The sequence below is a fragment of the Sphingobium sp. AntQ-1 genome, assembly GCF_028538045.1.
Taxonomy (GTDB): Bacteria; Pseudomonadota; Alphaproteobacteria; order Sphingomonadales; family Sphingomonadaceae; genus Sphingobium; species Sphingobium cupriresistens.
On sequence record NZ_CP117158.1, the window covers coordinates 3,561,643 to 3,577,888 of the forward strand.

General features: G+C 65.0%; 13 protein-coding genes. 4 read left to right on the forward strand and 9 right to left on the reverse strand.

The window, feature by feature from the left end:
• Positions 1–12: 12 nt before the first annotated feature.
• The 8 genes from sphantq_RS17845 to secA form a co-directional block, all read right to left on the reverse strand.
• The gene (locus sphantq_RS17845; RefSeq protein WP_272799153.1) at positions 13–714 is read right to left on the reverse strand and encodes a response regulator; all 702 of its coding nucleotides are present in this window, start codon (positions 712–714) and stop codon (positions 13–15) included.
• The gene (locus sphantq_RS17850; protein WP_272799154.1) at positions 711–3,377 is read right to left on the reverse strand and encodes a sensor histidine kinase; all 2,667 of its coding nucleotides are present in this window, start codon (positions 3,375–3,377) and stop codon (positions 711–713) included. The genes sphantq_RS17845 and sphantq_RS17850 overlap by 4 nt, the downstream gene beginning before the upstream one ends.
• Entirely contained in the window at positions 3,374–3,964 is a 591-nt protein-coding gene (gene kdpC, locus sphantq_RS17855; RefSeq protein WP_272799155.1) for a potassium-transporting ATPase subunit KdpC, read from the reverse strand. Before kdpC ends, sphantq_RS17850 begins: the two co-directional genes overlap by 4 nt.
• Positions 3,965–3,982: 18 nt before the next feature.
• Positions 3,983–6,016 carry a potassium-transporting ATPase subunit KdpB gene (kdpB, locus tag sphantq_RS17860; RefSeq protein WP_272799156.1) on the reverse strand — a complete coding sequence of 678 codons (2,034 nt, stop codon included), beginning with the start codon at positions 6,014–6,016 and terminating at the stop codon, positions 3,983–3,985.
• 75 nt (positions 6,017–6,091) lie between these two features.
• The gene (kdpA, locus tag sphantq_RS17865) at positions 6,092–7,795 is read right to left on the reverse strand and encodes a potassium-transporting ATPase subunit KdpA (RefSeq protein WP_272799157.1); all 1,704 of its coding nucleotides are present in this window, start codon (positions 7,793–7,795) and stop codon (positions 6,092–6,094) included.
• A 13-nt stretch (positions 7,796–7,808) separates the two neighbouring features.
• Complete coding sequence (locus tag sphantq_RS17870) at positions 7,809–7,898, reverse strand: potassium-transporting ATPase subunit F (RefSeq protein WP_082679110.1); 90 nt, start codon at positions 7,896–7,898, stop codon at positions 7,809–7,811.
• A gap of 249 nt (positions 7,899–8,147) precedes the next feature.
• Positions 8,148–8,504, reverse strand: a complete 357-nt coding sequence (locus tag sphantq_RS17875; protein WP_272799158.1) for a PilZ domain-containing protein — start codon at positions 8,502–8,504, stop codon at positions 8,148–8,150.
• Positions 8,505–8,631: 127 nt separating this feature from the next.
• Positions 8,632–11,367 (reverse strand): preprotein translocase subunit SecA, encoded by a 2,736-nt coding sequence (gene secA / locus sphantq_RS17880; RefSeq protein WP_272799159.1) that lies wholly within the window; start codon positions 11,365–11,367, stop codon positions 8,632–8,634.
• A 257-nt stretch (positions 11,368–11,624) separates the two neighbouring features.
• On the opposite strand from secA, the gene sphantq_RS17885 reads away from it, so the two are divergent.
• From sphantq_RS17885 to sphantq_RS17900, 4 genes are read left to right on the forward strand one after another with little or no spacing between them, the layout of a single operon-like run.
• On the forward strand, positions 11,625–13,172 hold the full coding sequence (locus tag sphantq_RS17885; RefSeq protein ID WP_272799160.1) for an ArnT family glycosyltransferase: 1,548 nt from the start codon (positions 11,625–11,627) through the stop codon (positions 13,170–13,172).
• A 32-nt stretch (positions 13,173–13,204) separates the two neighbouring features.
• The gene (gene argJ, locus sphantq_RS17890; protein WP_066602043.1) at positions 13,205–14,431 is read left to right on the forward strand and encodes a bifunctional glutamate N-acetyltransferase/amino-acid acetyltransferase ArgJ; all 1,227 of its coding nucleotides are present in this window, start codon (positions 13,205–13,207) and stop codon (positions 14,429–14,431) included.
• Positions 14,431–15,225 carry an inositol monophosphatase family protein gene (locus tag sphantq_RS17895; protein WP_422917735.1) on the forward strand — a complete coding sequence of 265 codons (795 nt, stop codon included), beginning with the start codon at positions 14,431–14,433 and terminating at the stop codon, positions 15,223–15,225. The genes argJ and sphantq_RS17895 overlap by 1 nt, the downstream gene beginning before the upstream one ends.
• Before the next feature lie 11 nt (positions 15,226–15,236).
• Positions 15,237–15,845 (forward strand): glutathione S-transferase family protein, encoded by a 609-nt coding sequence (locus sphantq_RS17900; RefSeq protein WP_129926958.1) that lies wholly within the window; start codon positions 15,237–15,239, stop codon positions 15,843–15,845.
• A 54-nt stretch (positions 15,846–15,899) separates the two neighbouring features.
• On the opposite strand, the gene trxA is transcribed toward sphantq_RS17900, so the two are convergent.
• Positions 15,900–16,220 (reverse strand): thioredoxin TrxA, encoded by a 321-nt coding sequence (gene trxA, locus sphantq_RS17905; protein WP_066602036.1) that lies wholly within the window; start codon positions 16,218–16,220, stop codon positions 15,900–15,902.
• Between the last annotated feature and the right edge of the window lie 26 nt (positions 16,221–16,246).

The window sequence follows — 16,246 nt, forward strand, 5'->3', positions numbered from 1 at the left end:
GGCCGGCTATGCCTATCCCCCCTCGCCATCCGTCCGCAGCCGATAGCCGATACCCGGTTCGTTGCCGATGATCCGCGGCCGTTGCGGATCGTCCTCCAGCTTGTGGCGCAGCGTGCGGACCAGCACGCGCAGATATTCGACATGATGCTCGACCTCGCGCGGCCACACCTGCGCCATGATCTGGCCATGGGTAATGACGCGGCCGGGGAATTTCGCCAACTGGACCAGCACGCCATATTCCTTGGGCGTCAGATGCACTTCATGGCCGCTCTTGCGCACCATCCGCGCCAGCAGGTCGATCTCCACATCGCCCGCCTTGACCGTCGACACCCCGCCCTCGCGCGTCAGCCGGTTGCGCAGCGCGACGCGCAGCCGCGCCAGCAATTCGTCGGTGTCGAACGGCTTGGTCAGATAATCGTCGGCGCCCAGATCCAGCGCCGCCACCTTCTGCTCGGTCGCCTCGCGCGCCGACACGACCACCAGCGTAGCGTCGGACCGCTGCTTGATCAGCGGCACCAGTTCCAGCCCGTCCCGATCGGGCAGGCCCAGGTCCAGGATGACGATATCGGGCGACGCCTCGCGCAGCAGGTCGAGCGCCGCGCGCGCATTTTGCGCCTCCACTGTCTCATAATCGGCACGGGCGAGCGCGCTGTGAATCAATCGACGGATATGCAGTTCGTCGTCGACGATCAGCACTTTATGGCGTGTGGTCATGGTCGCTCGTCCTGGGGCATGTCCTTGATTATGCAATCTTCGGGGATGCGGATGGTGAAACAGGCGCCCGGCGGATCAGCGGCATTGGCGGCCTGCGCGGTCGATCCCATGGCCTCGGCGAACCCCTTGACGATGGCGAGGCCCAGGCCGGTGCCATGTTTGGCGCGGTCGTTCCCCTCGATGCGGGTGAAACTGTCGAATAGCCGATATTCGGCGCCCGGCGGGATGCCCGGCCCCTGGTCGATCACCGACAGCCGCAGCGCGTCGGCGGTGCGAGCGCCGCGGATCGTGACGGGCGTGCCGGGATCGCCATAGCGCCCGGCATTGTCGAGCAGGTTGAGGAGGATATGGTGCAGCAACACCGGATCGACCCGGACCAGCGGAATGTCGGGCGGAATGTCGACCTTGACCTCTCGCCCGGCCAGCGTCTGGCGGCTGTCCTGCACCGCACTGGCGACAGCGTCGAACAGGTCGGTCGCCTCGATCCGCATCGGCAGCGCGCCGGCCTCGACCCGCGCCATGTCCAGCAGGTTGGCGACGAAGCGATTGAGCCGCAGCGCTTCCCCTTCGATCAGTTCGGCCAGCGGTAGAGCATGATCCCGGCGCAATTCCTGCGCCGCCGACAATATGGTGGTCAGCGGGGTGCGCAGGTCGTGACTGACCGACGACAGCAGCGCCGCGCGCAGCCGGTCGCGCTCGCGCACATGGCGCACGTCCAGCATCTGTTCTTCCAGCGCCATCCGATCGAGCGCGATCGCCGCCTGGTCGAGCAGGCTGATGAGCAACGGCATCTGGTCCGGGCGCAGCGCGAGGCCAGCATCGTCCCGCGCGATGCCCAGCACGCCCAGCACGCCGCGCTGGGTATGGAGGGGGTGGAACAGCCAGTCGGACGCGGTCAGGGTCGATGATCCGCGGCCCGCGGGCTGGACATTGTCCATTGCCCATTGCGCCGCCGCCTTCTCGATCTGCTCCATCCGGTCTTCGGGCGGAAAGGCGGCGCGCAAGGTCGGCCCAACGGCGGACGAGGTCAGCAGCACGGTGCGCACGTCCAGCAACCGGGCGATTTCGGCGCAGACGCCCTGCATCAATTCCTCTTCGCTGGCCGCGACGGTCAGGTGGCGGGAAAAGCCCGCCAGCGCCGCATTCTGCCGCGCGCTCTCGCCCGCAAGATTGGCTTGCGCCCGCACGCCCGCGGCAAATTGCGCGGTGACGATGGCGACGCCCAGCAGCACCAGGATGGAAATGATGTTTTCCGGGTTGCTGACGGTCAGCGTGCCGGTGGGCGGCAGGAAGAAAAAGTTATAGGCGAGGCTCGACGCCAGTCCGCCGAATAATCCCGCGCGCAAGCCATAGGAGGCCGCCGCGAACATGACGGGGACGAGGTAGAGCAAGGCGATATTGCCCAGGTCGATCGCTTCCACCATCAACCGGCCGATCGCCGTCATCGCCATGACCGCCAGCAAGGTCATGATGTAATCGGCTGGCTTGCTCCAGGGGCTCGCCATCGCCCTGGAACGGACCCGCACCGGCGCATCGTCGTCCGACGGCAGGACATGCACAGCCACCGATCCGGTATCGCGCACCAGCCGATCGACCACCGATCCGTGCCGCAGTTCGAACCACCAGGACCGGCTTGACTTGCCGATCACGATCTGGGTCGCACGCGCGTCGACCGCAAAGCGGCGCAGCCCTTCGACCACGTTGCGTGCGGGAATGCTGGCGGTCGCCGCCCCCAACCGAGACGCCAGCGCCAGCGTTTCAGCCAGGCCCTGCCGCTCCGCGTCGGACAGGATCGCGCTGCGCCGGGTTTCGATATGCACTGCGGTCCAGGGTGCCCGTAACGCATCGGCCAGCCGCTTGGCGGCGCGGACCAGCCCCGGCGCGCTCGGTTGCTCGCTGATCGCAACGACCACCCGCTCCCCCACCGCAAAGCTGCCGGCCAGCGCATGTGCGCGGACATATTCCAGCATCTGCGCATCCACCGCCTGCGCCGCGCGCCGCAGCGCCAGTTCGCGCAGCGCGGTCAGGTTCGATTTGGAAAAGAAATGGGTGAGCGCCCGGCTCGCTTCTTGCGGGATATAGACCTTGCCGTCCTTCAGCCGCTCGATCAGCTCGTCAGGGGGCAGGTCCACCACTTCGATCTCGGCATCCTCCAGAACACTGTCGGGCACCGTCTCGCGCACCCGGACGCGGGTGAAGGAGGCGACGACATCGTTCAGGCTTTCGAGATGCTGGATATTCAGCGTCGAATAGACGTCGATCCCCGCCGCCAGCAGTTCCTGGACATCCTGATAGCGTTTGGGATGACGGCTGCCCGGCGCATTGCTGTGCGCCAGTTCGTCCACCAGCGCCAATTGCGGCTGCCGCGCCAAAATGGCGTCGATGTCCATCTCGGTCAGGCTCTGATTCTGGTGCGGGACGATCCGGCGGGCGATCAGTTCATGCCCATGGACCAGCGCCTCCGTCTCGCGCCGGCCATGCGTCTCGACGATGCCGACCACCACGTCGCTCCCCGCCTTCGCGCGCTGGGCGCCTTCCGTCAGCATCTCATAGGTCTTGCCGACGCCTGGCGCGGAACCCAGGAAGATTTTCAGACGCCCGCGACCTTCCTGCGCGGCGGCGCGCAGAAAGGCTTCGGGGTCCGGGCGCGCTGTCTCGTTCACCGCGCCTGCTTAGCGCCAATCGCGTCCAGCCGTCGATTCAGTTCGAACAGATTGACGCGCGCATCGCCCAGGAAGCCCAGCAGCGGCCGGTCGACGCTGCCCGCTACCAGCGACCGGACCTGCCGTGGGTCCATGCCGCGCACCTTGGCGACGCGATCGACCTGATAAAAAGCCGCCTCTGGTCCGATATGGGGGTCCAGCCCGGAGGCGGAGGCCGTCACCAGATCGGACGGAACGGGGCGATCGGGTGTGGCAGTCTTATAACGGGCGATATCGGTCTTCACCCGGTCGACCAGCGCCTGGCTGGTGGCGCCAAGGTTGGAGCCGGACGAGGCAAGGCCGTCATAGCCCTTGCCCGCCGACGACGGGCGGCTGTGGAAATAGCGGTCCGATGTGAAGGCCTGGCCAATGACGGTGGAGCCGACGACGACGCCCCCATCCCGCACCAGGCTCCCGTTCGCCTGTGCGGGGAAGAGCGCCTGCCCTATCCCTGTCAGTGCCAGCGGATAGGCGATGCCCAGCAACAGCGCGAAGAGCAAGGTCATGACGATTGCCGGACGAACGGCGGATTTGAGATCGGTAAACATCGAAATATCCTTTTTCGATCAGACGAGGCCGAGGGTGTTGACGACCATGTCGATCAGCTTGATCCCCACGAACGGTGCAACCAGTCCGCCCAGACCATAGATGGCCAGGTTGCGCGCCAGCAGCGGCCCCGCGCCGATCGGCCGGTATGTGACGCCCTTGAGCGCCAACGGGACCAGGCAGGGGATGATGAGCGCATTGAAGATGATGGCGGACAGGATCGCGCTCTGCGCCGTGCCCAACGCCATGATGTTGAGCACGCCCAGACCCGGATAGAGCACCACGAACATCGCCGGGATAATCGCGAAATATTTCGCGACGTCATTGGCGACCGAAAAGGTGGTCAGCGCCCCGCGTGTCATCAGCAATTGCTTGCCCAGCCCCACCACCTCGATCAGCTTGGTCGGGTCGCTGTCCAAATCGACCATGTTACCCGCCTCGCGCGCCGCCTGCGTGCCGGTATTCATCGCCACGCCGACATCGGCCTGCGCCAGCGCCGGCGCGTCATTGGTGCCATCGCCGCACATCGCAACCAGCCGTCCGCCCTGCTGTTCCTTGCGGATCAGCGCCAGCTTGTCCTCCGGCGTCGCCTGCGCCAGGAAATCATCCACGCCTGCTTCGGCCGCGATCGATGCGGCGGTCAGTGGATTGTCGCCGGTGATCATGACGGTGCGAATGCCCATCTGCCGTAATTCGCCGAACCGCTCGCGGATGCCCGCCTTGACGATATCCTTCAGGAAGATCGCGCCCAGCAACCGGCCATCCTGCGCCACCGCCAGCGGCGTGCCGCCCGCGCGGGCGATCTCGTCGGTGATGCGGCGCAGTTCCATCTCTTCAGCAACCGGATTGTCGCCCAGAGCCCTGATGACCGAATCCACGGCGCCCTTGATAATCCGTGTGCCGCCTGTCTCGACGCCGGAAATGCGGGTCTGCGCGGTGAAGGGGATGACCTCCGCGCGTTGCGGCAGCGCCTGCGCCGTCTGGCCGAACCGCTCGCGCGCCAGCAGCACGATCGATCGGCCTTCCGGCGTCTCGTCCGCAAGACTGGCGAGCAATGCGGCCTCCGCCAGTTGCGCCTGGCTGGCGCCGCCTACGGTGCGAAACTCGGTCGCCTGGCGGTCCCCTACGGTGATCGTGCCGGTCTTGTCGAGCAGCAGCACATCGATATCGCCCGCCGCTTCGACCGCCCGGCCCGACTTGGCCAGCACGTTGAACCGTACCAGCCGGTCCATGCCGGCAATGCCGATGGCGGACAGCAGCGCCGCGATGGTGGTCGGGATGAGTGTGATGAACAGCGCCGCCAGCACCGCGACCGGGATCGCCCCGCCGGCATAATGGGCAAAGCTGGGGATGGTCGCCACCGCGATCAGGAAGATGATGGTCAGGCCGACCAGCAGCAGCGTCAACGCGATCTCGTTGGGCGTCTTCTGCCGCTCTGCCCCCTCGACCAGCGCGATCATCCGGTCGAGGAAACCCTGCCCCGGATTGACCGTCACCTGCACCTTGATTTGATCGGAAATGACACGGGTGCCCGCCGTTACGGCAGAACGATCGCCGCCCGCCTCGCGGATCACCGGCGCGGACTCGCCGGTGATGGCAGCTTCGTTGACCGAAGCGACGCCCCATATGACCTCGCCATCGGACGGGATCAGGTCGCCAGTCTCGACCAGCACGACGTCGCCCATCCGCAGCGCGCTGGCCGGGACGGCGTCAAAGGCCTCGCCGTCCTTCTTCAGCCGCTTGGCGGTCAGTTCGGCCTTGGTGGCGCGCAGCGAGGCCGCCTGCGCCTTGCCCCGCCCTTCGGCGAGCGCTTCGGCAAAGGTGCCGAACAACACCGTCAGCCATAGCCAGACGACCAGTTGCAGCTTGAAGCCAAGGGACAGGCTGTCCTGCCCCACCGCCAGCAGAATGGTGAGCAGCACCGCGACAATGGCGGTAGTGAACATCACCGGATTGCGAATCAGTTCGCGCGGGACAAGTTTGCGAAAGGCGTCGCCGATCGCAGGCAGGATCAGGTCGGCGGTGAAGAGCGATTTGGACGCGGTGCGTGCCATGAGGATGCTCCGATTCTTTGTTTGACGGATCGCTTGGGCGAAAAACCGGTGCCCACTTTTTCGCGCGATCCTTGTTCAAAACGTCTGGCCGTGGATCATCGCGAGATGATCGGCGACGGGGCCAAGGGCGAGGCTGGGCAGGAAGGTCAGGCCGCCCACCACCAGCACGATGCCGATCAGCAGCCCGGTCCAGAGCGGCCCGGTGGTGGGGAAGCTGCCGGCCGTCTCCGGCGTATGGCTCTTGGCTGCCAGCCCGCCCGCAATCGCCAGCATCGGCACGATGATGAAGAAACGGCCGATCCACATCGCGACCCCCAACAGGCCGTTATAGAAGGGCGTGTTGGCGGTAAGGCCTGTAAAGGCCGACCCGTTATTCCCGACTGCGCTGGTGAAGGCGTAGAGGATTTCGGTAAATCCGTGCGGCCCCTTGTTCAGTGGCCCGGCCAGGCCCGCCTGCGTGACGCTGGCGATCGCGGTCATGCCCAATATGACGAGCGGCAGCACCGCGATGGCCAGCACGGCCAGCTTCACTTCGCGCGCCTCGATCTTCTTGCCGACATATTCGGGCGTCCGCCCGACCATCAGCCCGGCGACGAACACCGCCAGGATGGCGAACAGCAAGAAGCCGTATATGCCCGCGCCGACGCCGCCGACGACGACTTCGCCCAACTGGATGTTGAACAGCGGGATCATGCCGCCCAGCGCTGTGAAACTGTCGTGCATCGCATTGACCGCGCCGCAGCTTGCCGCCGTAGTGACGACCGAGAAGAGCGCCGAGGCGGCGATGCCGAAGCGCACCTCCTTGCCCTCCATATTGCCACCCGTAGCGCCGATGCCATGCAGGATCGGGTTGCCGGCCGCTTCCTGCCAATAGGTGATGGTGACGCCGATCAGAAAGATCGTCAGCATTGCCGCCAATATCGCCCAGCCCTGCCGGGTATTGCCGACCGCCTTGCCGAAAGTGAAGGTCAGGCCCATGCCGATGACCAGGATCGACAGCATCTGGACGAAATTGGTCAGCGCGGTCGGATTTTCGAACGGATGGGCGCTGTTGGCGTTGAAGAAGCCGCCGCCATTGGTGCCCAGCATCTTGATCGCTTCCTGGCTCGCCACCGGGCCGAGCGCCAGCACCTGCTTCACGCCCTCCAGCGTCGTCACATCGACCGACCCGGCCAAAGTCTGCGGCACGCCGCTAGCGATCAGGAACAGCGCGTAGAGGATGCACAGCGGCAGGAGCAGATAGAGCGTCACCCGCGTCATATCGGCCCAGAAACTGCCGATCGTCGTGGCGCTCCGCCGGGCGAAGCCACGAAACAGCGCGAAGGCGAGCGCGATACCGGTCGCCGCCGACAGAAAATTATGGATCGCCAGCCCCAGCATCTGCGACAGGTTCGATAGCGTCGATTCCCCCGCATAACTCTGCCAGTTGGTGTTGGTGGTGAAACTGATGGCGGTGTTGAACGCCAGATGTTCGCTCGTGCCCGCAAAACCCATCGGATTGAGCGGCAGCCACCCCTGCAAGCGCAGCACCGCGTAAGTGAAGAGCGCCAGCACGAGGTTGAACAGCAGCATATGCACGGCATAGCGCCGCCAGCCCTGCTCCTGCGCCGGGTCGATCCCCGCCAGGCGATAAAAGCCCCGCTCGACCGGGCCGAATACCGTATGCAGCGGCGGGCGCCGCCCTTCATACAAAGCGAATAGCCACAGCCCGACCGGCTTCGTGAGCGCCAGCAATATGCCGACAAAGGCCGCGATCAGCAGCCATCCTTGGAGGGTCATGTCGTCCCTCCCCCTAAAAGCGTTCGGGCCGTGCGAGCACGGCGGCGAGATAGGCGAGAAGGCCTAGCGCAGCGATCGCTGCGAACCAGAGGTCGAGGGTCATGATGGCTGTCCCCTCATACATGGTCGCAAAGCGCGACATAGCCAAGGCTCGCCGCCGCCAGCCCCAGGGTGAGGCCGATCCAGAGGATGTCCTGCATGAAAATTCTCCCGCACGCCGTCGCCGCGGAAGGCGGCAGGATCGGCTACGGGACGTCAATTAGGCGGTCGGCGCGGTGGAATGCGAGAGGAGGAGCGCGTCGCCCGCATAGTATTTGCGTATGATTTTATGCGTCAGGCGCAGGCCGCGCCTTCAGGCGTAGGTGCCGGGGCCGATGCGATGCAGCGTGATCGGCGGATGATCGGCTGCATGGACGCGCGCTTCGGCGATGACGGCCAGCGGATCGACCGCGCGGCTGAGCAACAGGCCGCAGCGGTCCGGCCCTTCCCAGATCACTGTGCCGCATACTTCCAGCCCATCGGCGATCAGCGTGACCCGCTCCCCGATCGTCGGGAGCCAGGTTCCGGCGACGAGCGCCCCATAGATGGAGATATTGCGGATGGTCACAGGCTGGCTAACGCCATCCCAGTGCAACATTCCGCCGACTTCCGTAGCAAAGCGACTTTCGCGCCTGCGTTCGACCCGCGCCCGATAGGAAATGCTATCCATCGCCATCTCTCCCGGTATGCCCCCCGGAGTCAGGCCATTTTCGGCGGGCGAAGTTGCGAAAAGACTAAGCCGGCTGGTTAACGATCGGTTGGCCGCAAAGGGGCGGACCTTGCCCGCCCCGGTCAATTCAGGCCAGCGCGCCGTGGCAGTGCTTATACTTCTCGCCCGAACCGCAGGGGCAAGGGGCATTGCGGCTGATGTCGAGATTGGCGAACTCGCCGGGCTGGCCAGTACCCACTGGCGCACGCGGGATCGTGGTGGTGAGGCCGCCAAAGCTGCCGCCGTCGATGTCGGCGCTGTTATCCTCGCCCGAAAACGGATCGATATGAGTGGTGATAAAATCGGGCAGCACCGGCAGGTCGAACTGCGGCATGGGCGCTTCATCCATGCGGAACTGCACGCGCGCGATCGATCCGGTCACGTCCTCGCGGATATTCTCCAGCATCCGTTCGAACAGGGCGAAGGCTTCCTGCTTATATTCGTTGATCGGCGTCTTTTGCGCATAGGCGCGCAGATGCACCACCTGGCGCAGCGCGTCGAGCGTCGAGAGATGCTCTTTCCAATGATGGTCCAGGCTCTGGAGCAGGATCGACTTCTCGATCATGTGCCAGTCGGCCGAATCGACCTCCCTGACCTTGTCCGCCACCGCTTCGTCGGCCAGCGCCGACAGCCGCTCCTCGATCAGTTCGGGATCGACCGAATCCTCGGCGAGCCAGGCATCGAAGTCCGGCTCCAGGCCCAATATGTCAGCGGTGCGGGCCTTGAGCCGCTCGATATCCCATTGTTCGGGATAGGTGCCGGGCGGGCAGGATGCGCCAACCAGATCGTTCACCGTTTCATGGCGCATGTCGGCGACCACGTCATCGACCGTGTCGGCATCCATGATGTCGGCGCGCTGTTCGTAGATGACCTTGCGCTGGTCGTTCATGACGTCATCATATTCGACGACCTGCTTGCGGATATCATAGTTGCGCGCCTCGACCTTGCGCTGGGCCGTCTCGATCGCCTTGCTCAGCCATTTGGACGGGGGAAGCGCTTCGCCATCCTCCAGGTTGGACCGGATCATCTTGGCGAACATCGTGTCCGGGCCGAAGATACGCATCAGGTCGTCGTCGAGGCTGAGGTAGAAGCGCGACAGGCCCGGATCGCCCTGACGGCCCGAACGGCCGCGCAACTGGTTGTCGATACGGCGGCTTTCGTGGCGCTCGGTCGCCAGCACGAACAGGCCGCCCGCCGCCAGCACTTCGGCCTTTTCGGCGGCGATTTCGGCGCGGATGCGCTCGATCGCGGCGTCGCGCTCCGGCCCTTCGGCCATGTCGCGCAATTCGTCCTCAACGCGCAGTTCCAGATTGCCGCCCAACTGGATGTCGGTGCCGCGACCCGCCATGTTGGTGGCGATCGTCACCACGCCCTTGCGGCCCGCCTGCGCCACGATATGCGCTTCGCTCTCATGGAAGCGGGCGTTCAGCACCGCGTGGGGCACGCCGTCCTGGTTGAGGAACTCAGACAGCATTTCCGACTTTTCGATCGACACGGTGCCGACCAGCACGGGCTGGCCCTTCTCCGCATGTTCCTTGATCGTGCGGGCGATGCCGCGGAACTTGTCCTCGATATTCTTGTAGAAGCTGTCTTGTTCGTCCACCCGCTGCACCGGCTTGTTGGTCGGGATGGTGACGACGTTCATCTTGTAGATTTCGTAGAATTCGGTCGCTTCGGTCGACGCGGTGCCGGTCATGCCCGAAATCTTGGGGTACATTCGGAAATAATTCTGGAAGGTGACCGACGCCAGCGTCTGGTTCTCCGGCTCGATCTGGACGCCCTCCTTGGCTTCCACCGCCTGGTGCAGGCCGTCCGACCAGCGGCGTCCGTCCATCATACGACCGGTAAATTCGTCGATGATGACGACCTTGCCATCCTTGACGATATAATCGATGTCGCGGCGGAACATCACCACGGCGCGCAACGCCTGGTTCACATGATGCACGACCTGCGTATTTTCAAAATCATAGAGGTTGCTGCCCTGGAGCAGCCCGGCGGTTTCCAGCAGACGCTCGATTTTCTCGGTGCCGTCCTCGGTCAGCGTGACGGTGCGCTGCTTTTCATCCTTCTCATAATCTTCATCGACCAACTGCTTCACAATCGCGTCGACCGCGACATACAGCTCCGACTTGTCGTCGGTGGGGCCGGAAATGATGAGCGGCGTGCGCGCCTCGTCGATCAGGATCGAATCGACTTCATCGACGATCGCATAGTTGAACGGCCGCTGGACCATCGACGCGCGGTCATATTTCATATTGTCGCGCAGATAGTCGAAGCCCAGCTCGTTGTTCGTCGCATAGGTGATGTCCGCGGCATAGGCTTCGCGCCGCTGGTCTTCGCTGATGTTCGGCACGATGACGCCGGTGGTCAGACCCAGGAAGCGATAGACCTGGCCCATCCATTCGCAGTCGCGACTGGCCAGATAATCGTTCACGGTGACGACATGCACGCCCTTGCCCTCTAGCGCGTTCAGATAGGTGGCGAGCGTCGCAACAAGCGTCTTGCCCTCGCCCGTGCGCATTTCGGCGATTTCGCCGCGATGGAGGACCATGCCGCCCACCATCTGCACGTCGAAATGCCGCATCCCCAATACCCGCACGCCGGCTTCCCGCACCGTGGCGAAGGCTTCGGGCAGCAGGGCGTCAAGCGTTTCGCCATTGGCCAGCCGTTCGCGGAACTTCGCCGTCTGGCCGACCAGTTCCTCGTCGCTCATGGCCTGCATCGCCGGTTCGAAGGCGGCGATCTGGTCGACGGTCTTGCCCAGCGACTTCACATAGCGTTCGTTGGACGATCCGAAGATGGACTTGGCGAGTGCGCCGAACATGCGATTTCCTAATTTCGTAAGGGGCACGAACCCCCTCATCAGGAGCGCGCGCGGATATGCGCCGCGATTTAGGCACGGCACATCCTTTAGTCAATCAGACTGCGGCTTAACCCAGTCTGTCGCTGGGCCGTCACATAATCACGCCAGTGGGTATTAGTCAGGGGGCTTTGAACGGGCGGTGGCGTCATGCCAACGCGAAGGCTTTGCACTTCGCGCAAGCTGCGCCACAAGAGCGCGACAAGAGCAAGGGTCGCATAGTGTATCGTTCAATCGTCCTGGCGCGCGCGCCCAGCAGCGCTCTACCGGTCGCCACGCTGGTGGCGATGGCGCTGATCCTCTGGTTCGGCCTGACCGCGATCGCGACTCCGTTCGACCATGACGAAAGCCAATATGTCGCCGGCGCCTACTTTGGCGGTCGCCTGCTGATCTTCCACGATTTTCTGTATCTTCAGCCGCCTTTGCACAGCTGGACCTTCGCGCCGCTAACCTTGCTGTTTCCCGATCATATGGTCGTGGCGATGCGGCTGGCCACGGCTGCCACCGCCCTTTGCACTGTTGCAACTCTGTGGGCGGGCCAGCGTATCGCGGGCATTTCGCGCGATAGCGCCGCAATCGCAACCTTGCTCGTTGGGGCGACCGCCGCCTTCCAGTTCACCGGCGCGGTGGTGCGCAACGACATGCTGCCGACTTTGCTGTCGTCCATGGCGCTGCTTGTCAGCCTGCTTGCGCTGCGCCATTGCCCGCCCCGCTATTGGTTCGCGGCCGGATCGCTGTTCGGCCTCGCCATCGCGACCAAGCTGAATTTCGCCCCGCTGGGGCTGATGACCGGCCTGTTCGTCATCAGCGCGGGCGGCCGTTGCGGCCTGCGCGCCGCCTGCTGGCTGGCGGTGGGCGCGATGGCGGGCATGACGCCGATGCTGGTCGCCTGGGCGCCGGCCCCGGACGCCTTCTTCTATGGCGTGCTGACCTTCGGCGCGACCGCGCCGCACGCCTGGTACGCCGCCAACGGCGCGTTCGATGAACTGGCGACGATCGAAAAGCTGACCGACCTGCTCAAATATCTGTGGAAGGGACCGGCGCTCGCCGCGCTGCTGCTGCTATCGGCCAACTGGATCATGACCCGCCGGCGCGTGCGCTCGCCCGGACGGCGGCTGGCGATCTGGATGACCGCCGGCGCGCTGATCGGCGCGGCGCTGCCCACGCCCTCGCAGGTCCAATATGTCATGCCCCTGTTGCCGCCGCTGGCGCTGGCGCTCGGCTATCTGTTCGATGATGCGCGGCGCTGGCCCGTTGCGCCGCGTCAGGCGCTGCTCGGCCTGCTTTGCCTCGCCGCCATTCCCGGCATGTTGCCCGCGACCCGCCATGTGACCGCGATGCTGCGCACGGGATCGCCGGTGCTGGAGGCGGACGCCGCCGCGCGCTGGGCCGGGGCGAGCGTGCGCGCCATGGGCCAGGGCGACGACGTCGCCACCCTGTCGCCGCATATGATCCTGGGCAGCGGCCTCACCCTCGACCCGCGCTTCGCCACTGGCCCTTTCGCCTGGCGCACAGGCTGGACCATGGGACCGGTGCTGGCGCGGCAGGTCCATGCCATGATCCCGGCGACGCTGCCCGACATGGACCGCGATCCGCCCGCCGCCATACTGACCGGCTATGAAGGCGGCACCCGCAAACTGCCGCTCCGCCCCGACGACGCGCTGGTGGCCTATGCCCGCCAGCGCGGCTATCGCATGATGACGATGCCCGATGGGGTGGGTCGGTTGTACTTGCGCGATCTGACTGCGATCCCGTTGCGGAAAGATTGACCCATGCCCGATTTTGCCGCATTTCGCGCGCCATGACCGACCGCTCCCCCCTTGCTCCCGCTTCATTCCCGAATCTGCCCGCCATCGACGGCGTGACGCTGCGTGTCGCCCGCGCGCGATACAAGAATTGGGATCGCTGCGACCTTACCTATGTCGAGCTGGACGCGGGCACCGCCGTTGCCGGCGTCACGACCCAGAGCAAATGTCCCTCGCCCGAAGTCGAATGGTGCCGGGACGCCATTCCGCTTGGGCAGGCGCGCGCGCTGGTGGTCAATGCCGGCAACGCCAACGCCTTCACCGGCCATCGCGGCCGCGCCGCGGTGGAAGCGATCGCGGCCAAGGTCGCCAATCATCTCGCCTGCCTGCCATCGGACATCTTCGTCTCCTCGACCGGGGTGATCGGCGTGCCACTGCCGATCGACAAGGCCGAAGCCGGACTGGAAGCCGCCTTCACCGCCACGCCCTGCGGCTGGGAAGAGGCCGCGACCACGATCGGCACGACCGACACCTATCCCAAGGGCGCGCATGTGTCGGCGATGATCGGCGGCACGCGGGTCGAACTGGTCGGCATCATCAAGGGATCGGGCATGATCGCGCCCGACATGGCGACGATGCTGGGCTATATCTTCACCGACGCGGCGGTCGATCCGGCCCTGTTGCAACAGATGCTGTCGGCGGCGAACCGCAAGAGCTTCTCCTGCATCACGGTCGATAGCGACACGTCGACCAGCGACACCGTGCTGGCCTTCGCCACCGGCAAGGCGGGCCATGCGCCGATCGCCAGCATGGACGATGCCGGGGCGGACGCCTTCCAGGCGGCGCTGCAAGACCTTTGCCGCCAACTCGCCCATCTGGTGGTGCGCGATGGCGAAGGTGCGACCAAGTTCATCGACATCATAGTCGAAGGCGCGGACAGCGACGCCAGCGCCCATCGCATCGCCCTCTCCATCGCCAATTCGCCGCTGGTGAAGACTGCGATTGCCGGCGAAGACGCCAATTGGGGCCGCGTCGTCATGGCGGTCGGGAAGGCAGGCGAACCCGCCGACCGCGACACACTTTCGATCCGCTTCGGCGCGACGCAGGTGGCGACTGGCGGCCTGGCGGTCGAGGGCTATGACGAAGCCCCGGTGTCGGCGCATCTCAAAGGACAGGACATCCAGATCGGCGTCGACCTGGGGCTGGGCGAAGGCCGGGCGCAGGTGTGGACCTGCGACCTGACCCACGGCTATATTTCGATCAACGCGGATTATCGCAGCTGATGCTGGAACTGCATGATCCCGTCGTGGCGCTGATGCGATCGGTGGGCCGCGACATCGTCATGCCGCGCTACCAGAATCTGGCCAGCGACGAGATCAGCGAAAAGGCGACGAACGATTTTGTCACCATCGCCGACAAGGAAAGCGAAACGCGGCTGGCTGAAGGCTTGTCCGCCCTCCTGCCCGAAGCCGGGATCATCGGCGAGGAAGCCTGCGCCGCCGACCCGGCGATCCTCGACCGGGCGGGCGAAGGGCTGAACTGGATCATCGACCCGATCGACGGCACCGGCAATTTCGCCGCGGGCAAATCCCCCTTCGGCATCATCATCGCACTGGTCGATGGCGGCGCGACGCTGGCGGGCTGGATACTCGATCCGCTGACCGGGCGGCTATGCCATGCGATGCTGGGCGGCGGCAGTCATGTCGATGGCAGCCAGGTGCAGGCGCGCGAAACGGGCGGCGCGCTGCCAATCGCGGCGCTGGCGACCTTCTTCATGTCGGCCGAGGAACGCGCCGACATGGTGCGCAGGTCGGAGGCCAGCTTCATGCTGGTGGACATTCCCCGCTGCGCCGCGGAGCAATATCCGCGGCTGGTGCTGGGGCAGAACGACGTGTCGGTGTTCGCGCGGACCTTGCCCTGGGATCATGCGGCGGGCACTTTGTTCGTTAACGAAGCGGGCGGCTGCTGCCAGCGCACCGACGGCACGCCCTATGTCGTGGGCGACCTGCGGCGCGGATTGATGGGCGCTTCATCGGCCCGGCTGTGGGACAAGGCGGCGGCGACGCTGTTCGGTTAGAAGGATATGCGATGCTGACGATCTGGGGCCGGTTGAACTCGCATAATGTGAAGAAGGTCGCCTGGTTCGCGGACGAAATCGGCCTGCCCTATGTCCGCCACGATGTCGGCGGCGCGTTCGGCATGAGCGCGGACTATCTGGCGAAAAACCCCAATGCGCTGATCCCCACGATCGAGGATGGCGACGTCATGCTGTGGGAATCCAACGCGATCCTGCGCTATCTGGCGGCGCGTTACGCCCTTGGCTTGTGGCCCGCCAATCCGGCGGAGCGGGCGCAGGGCGACAAGTGGATGGACTGGCAATTCGCCTTCGCCGACGCCCAGCGCGATGCGTTCCTGCAATTGGTGCGGCGCACGCCCGAACAGCGAGATGGACAGTTGCTGGCCACGTCTGCGGCGGCATCGGGCGCGGCCATGAAAATCCTCGACCGCACGCTCGCAGTGCAACCATGGCTTTCAGGTGTCGCTTTCGGTGTCGCGGACGTGCCGATGGGCGTCTATGCCCACACTTTCTTCACGCTCGACATGGAGCGGCCCGACGTGCCGCATGTGCGTGGCTGGTACGACCGGCTGCGCACGCGACCGGCCTATGCCCAGTCGGTGATGATCCCGCTAACATAGGGCCGGCTGTGCCGGTCGTGCCAGACCGTTCGGCCCGGCACGACCGCATGAGCATTAGAGAACGCTTTCGATCCAGCCCTTAAGCGCGCTCTTGGGCGCCGCGCCGACCTTGGTCGCGGCCGCTTCGCCATTTTTGAACAGGATCATCGTCGGAATGCCGCGCACGCCATATTGGCCCGGCGCATCGGGATTTTCGTCGATGTTGATCTTGGCGATCGTCACCTTGTCGGCCAGTTCTTCGGAAATTTCTTCCAGTGCCGGGCCGATCATCTTGCACGGCCCGCACCATTCGGCCCAGAAATCGACGAGGACGGGCTTGTCCGAATTAATGACGTCATCCTGGAAGCTGAGGTCGGTAACTGCCTTGGTGGCCATGAGTATCTCCTTATGTTGCAGCGTAT

Coding starts and splice junctions, on each gene's coding strand:
- sphantq_RS17845 (WP_272799153.1), bottom strand. CDS start 714: ATGACCACACGCCATAAAGTGCTGATCGTCGACGACGAACTGCATATC.
- kdpC (WP_272799155.1), bottom strand. CDS start 3,964: ATGTTTACCGATCTCAAATCCGCCGTTCGTCCGGCAATCGTCATGACC.
- kdpB (WP_272799156.1), bottom strand. CDS start 6,016: ATGGCACGCACCGCGTCCAAATCGCTCTTCACCGCCGACCTGATCCTG.
- kdpA (WP_272799157.1), bottom strand. CDS start 7,795: ATGACCCTCCAAGGATGGCTGCTGATCGCGGCCTTTGTCGGCATATTG.
- sphantq_RS17870 (WP_082679110.1), bottom strand. CDS start 7,898: ATGACCCTCGACCTCTGGTTCGCAGCGATCGCTGCGCTAGGCCTTCTC.
- sphantq_RS17875 (WP_272799158.1), bottom strand. CDS start 8,504: ATGGATAGCATTTCCTATCGGGCGCGGGTCGAACGCAGGCGCGAAAGT.
- secA (WP_272799159.1), bottom strand. CDS start 11,367: ATGTTCGGCGCACTCGCCAAGTCCATCTTCGGATCGTCCAACGAACGC.
- argJ (WP_066602043.1), top strand. CDS start 13,205: ATGACCGACCGCTCCCCCCTTGCTCCCGCTTCATTCCCGAATCTGCCC.
- sphantq_RS17895 (WP_422917735.1), top strand. CDS start 14,431: ATGCTGGAACTGCATGATCCCGTCGTGGCGCTGATGCGATCGGTGGGC.
- sphantq_RS17900 (WP_129926958.1), top strand. CDS start 15,237: ATGCTGACGATCTGGGGCCGGTTGAACTCGCATAATGTGAAGAAGGTC.
- trxA (WP_066602036.1), bottom strand. CDS start 16,220: ATGGCCACCAAGGCAGTTACCGACCTCAGCTTCCAGGATGACGTCATT.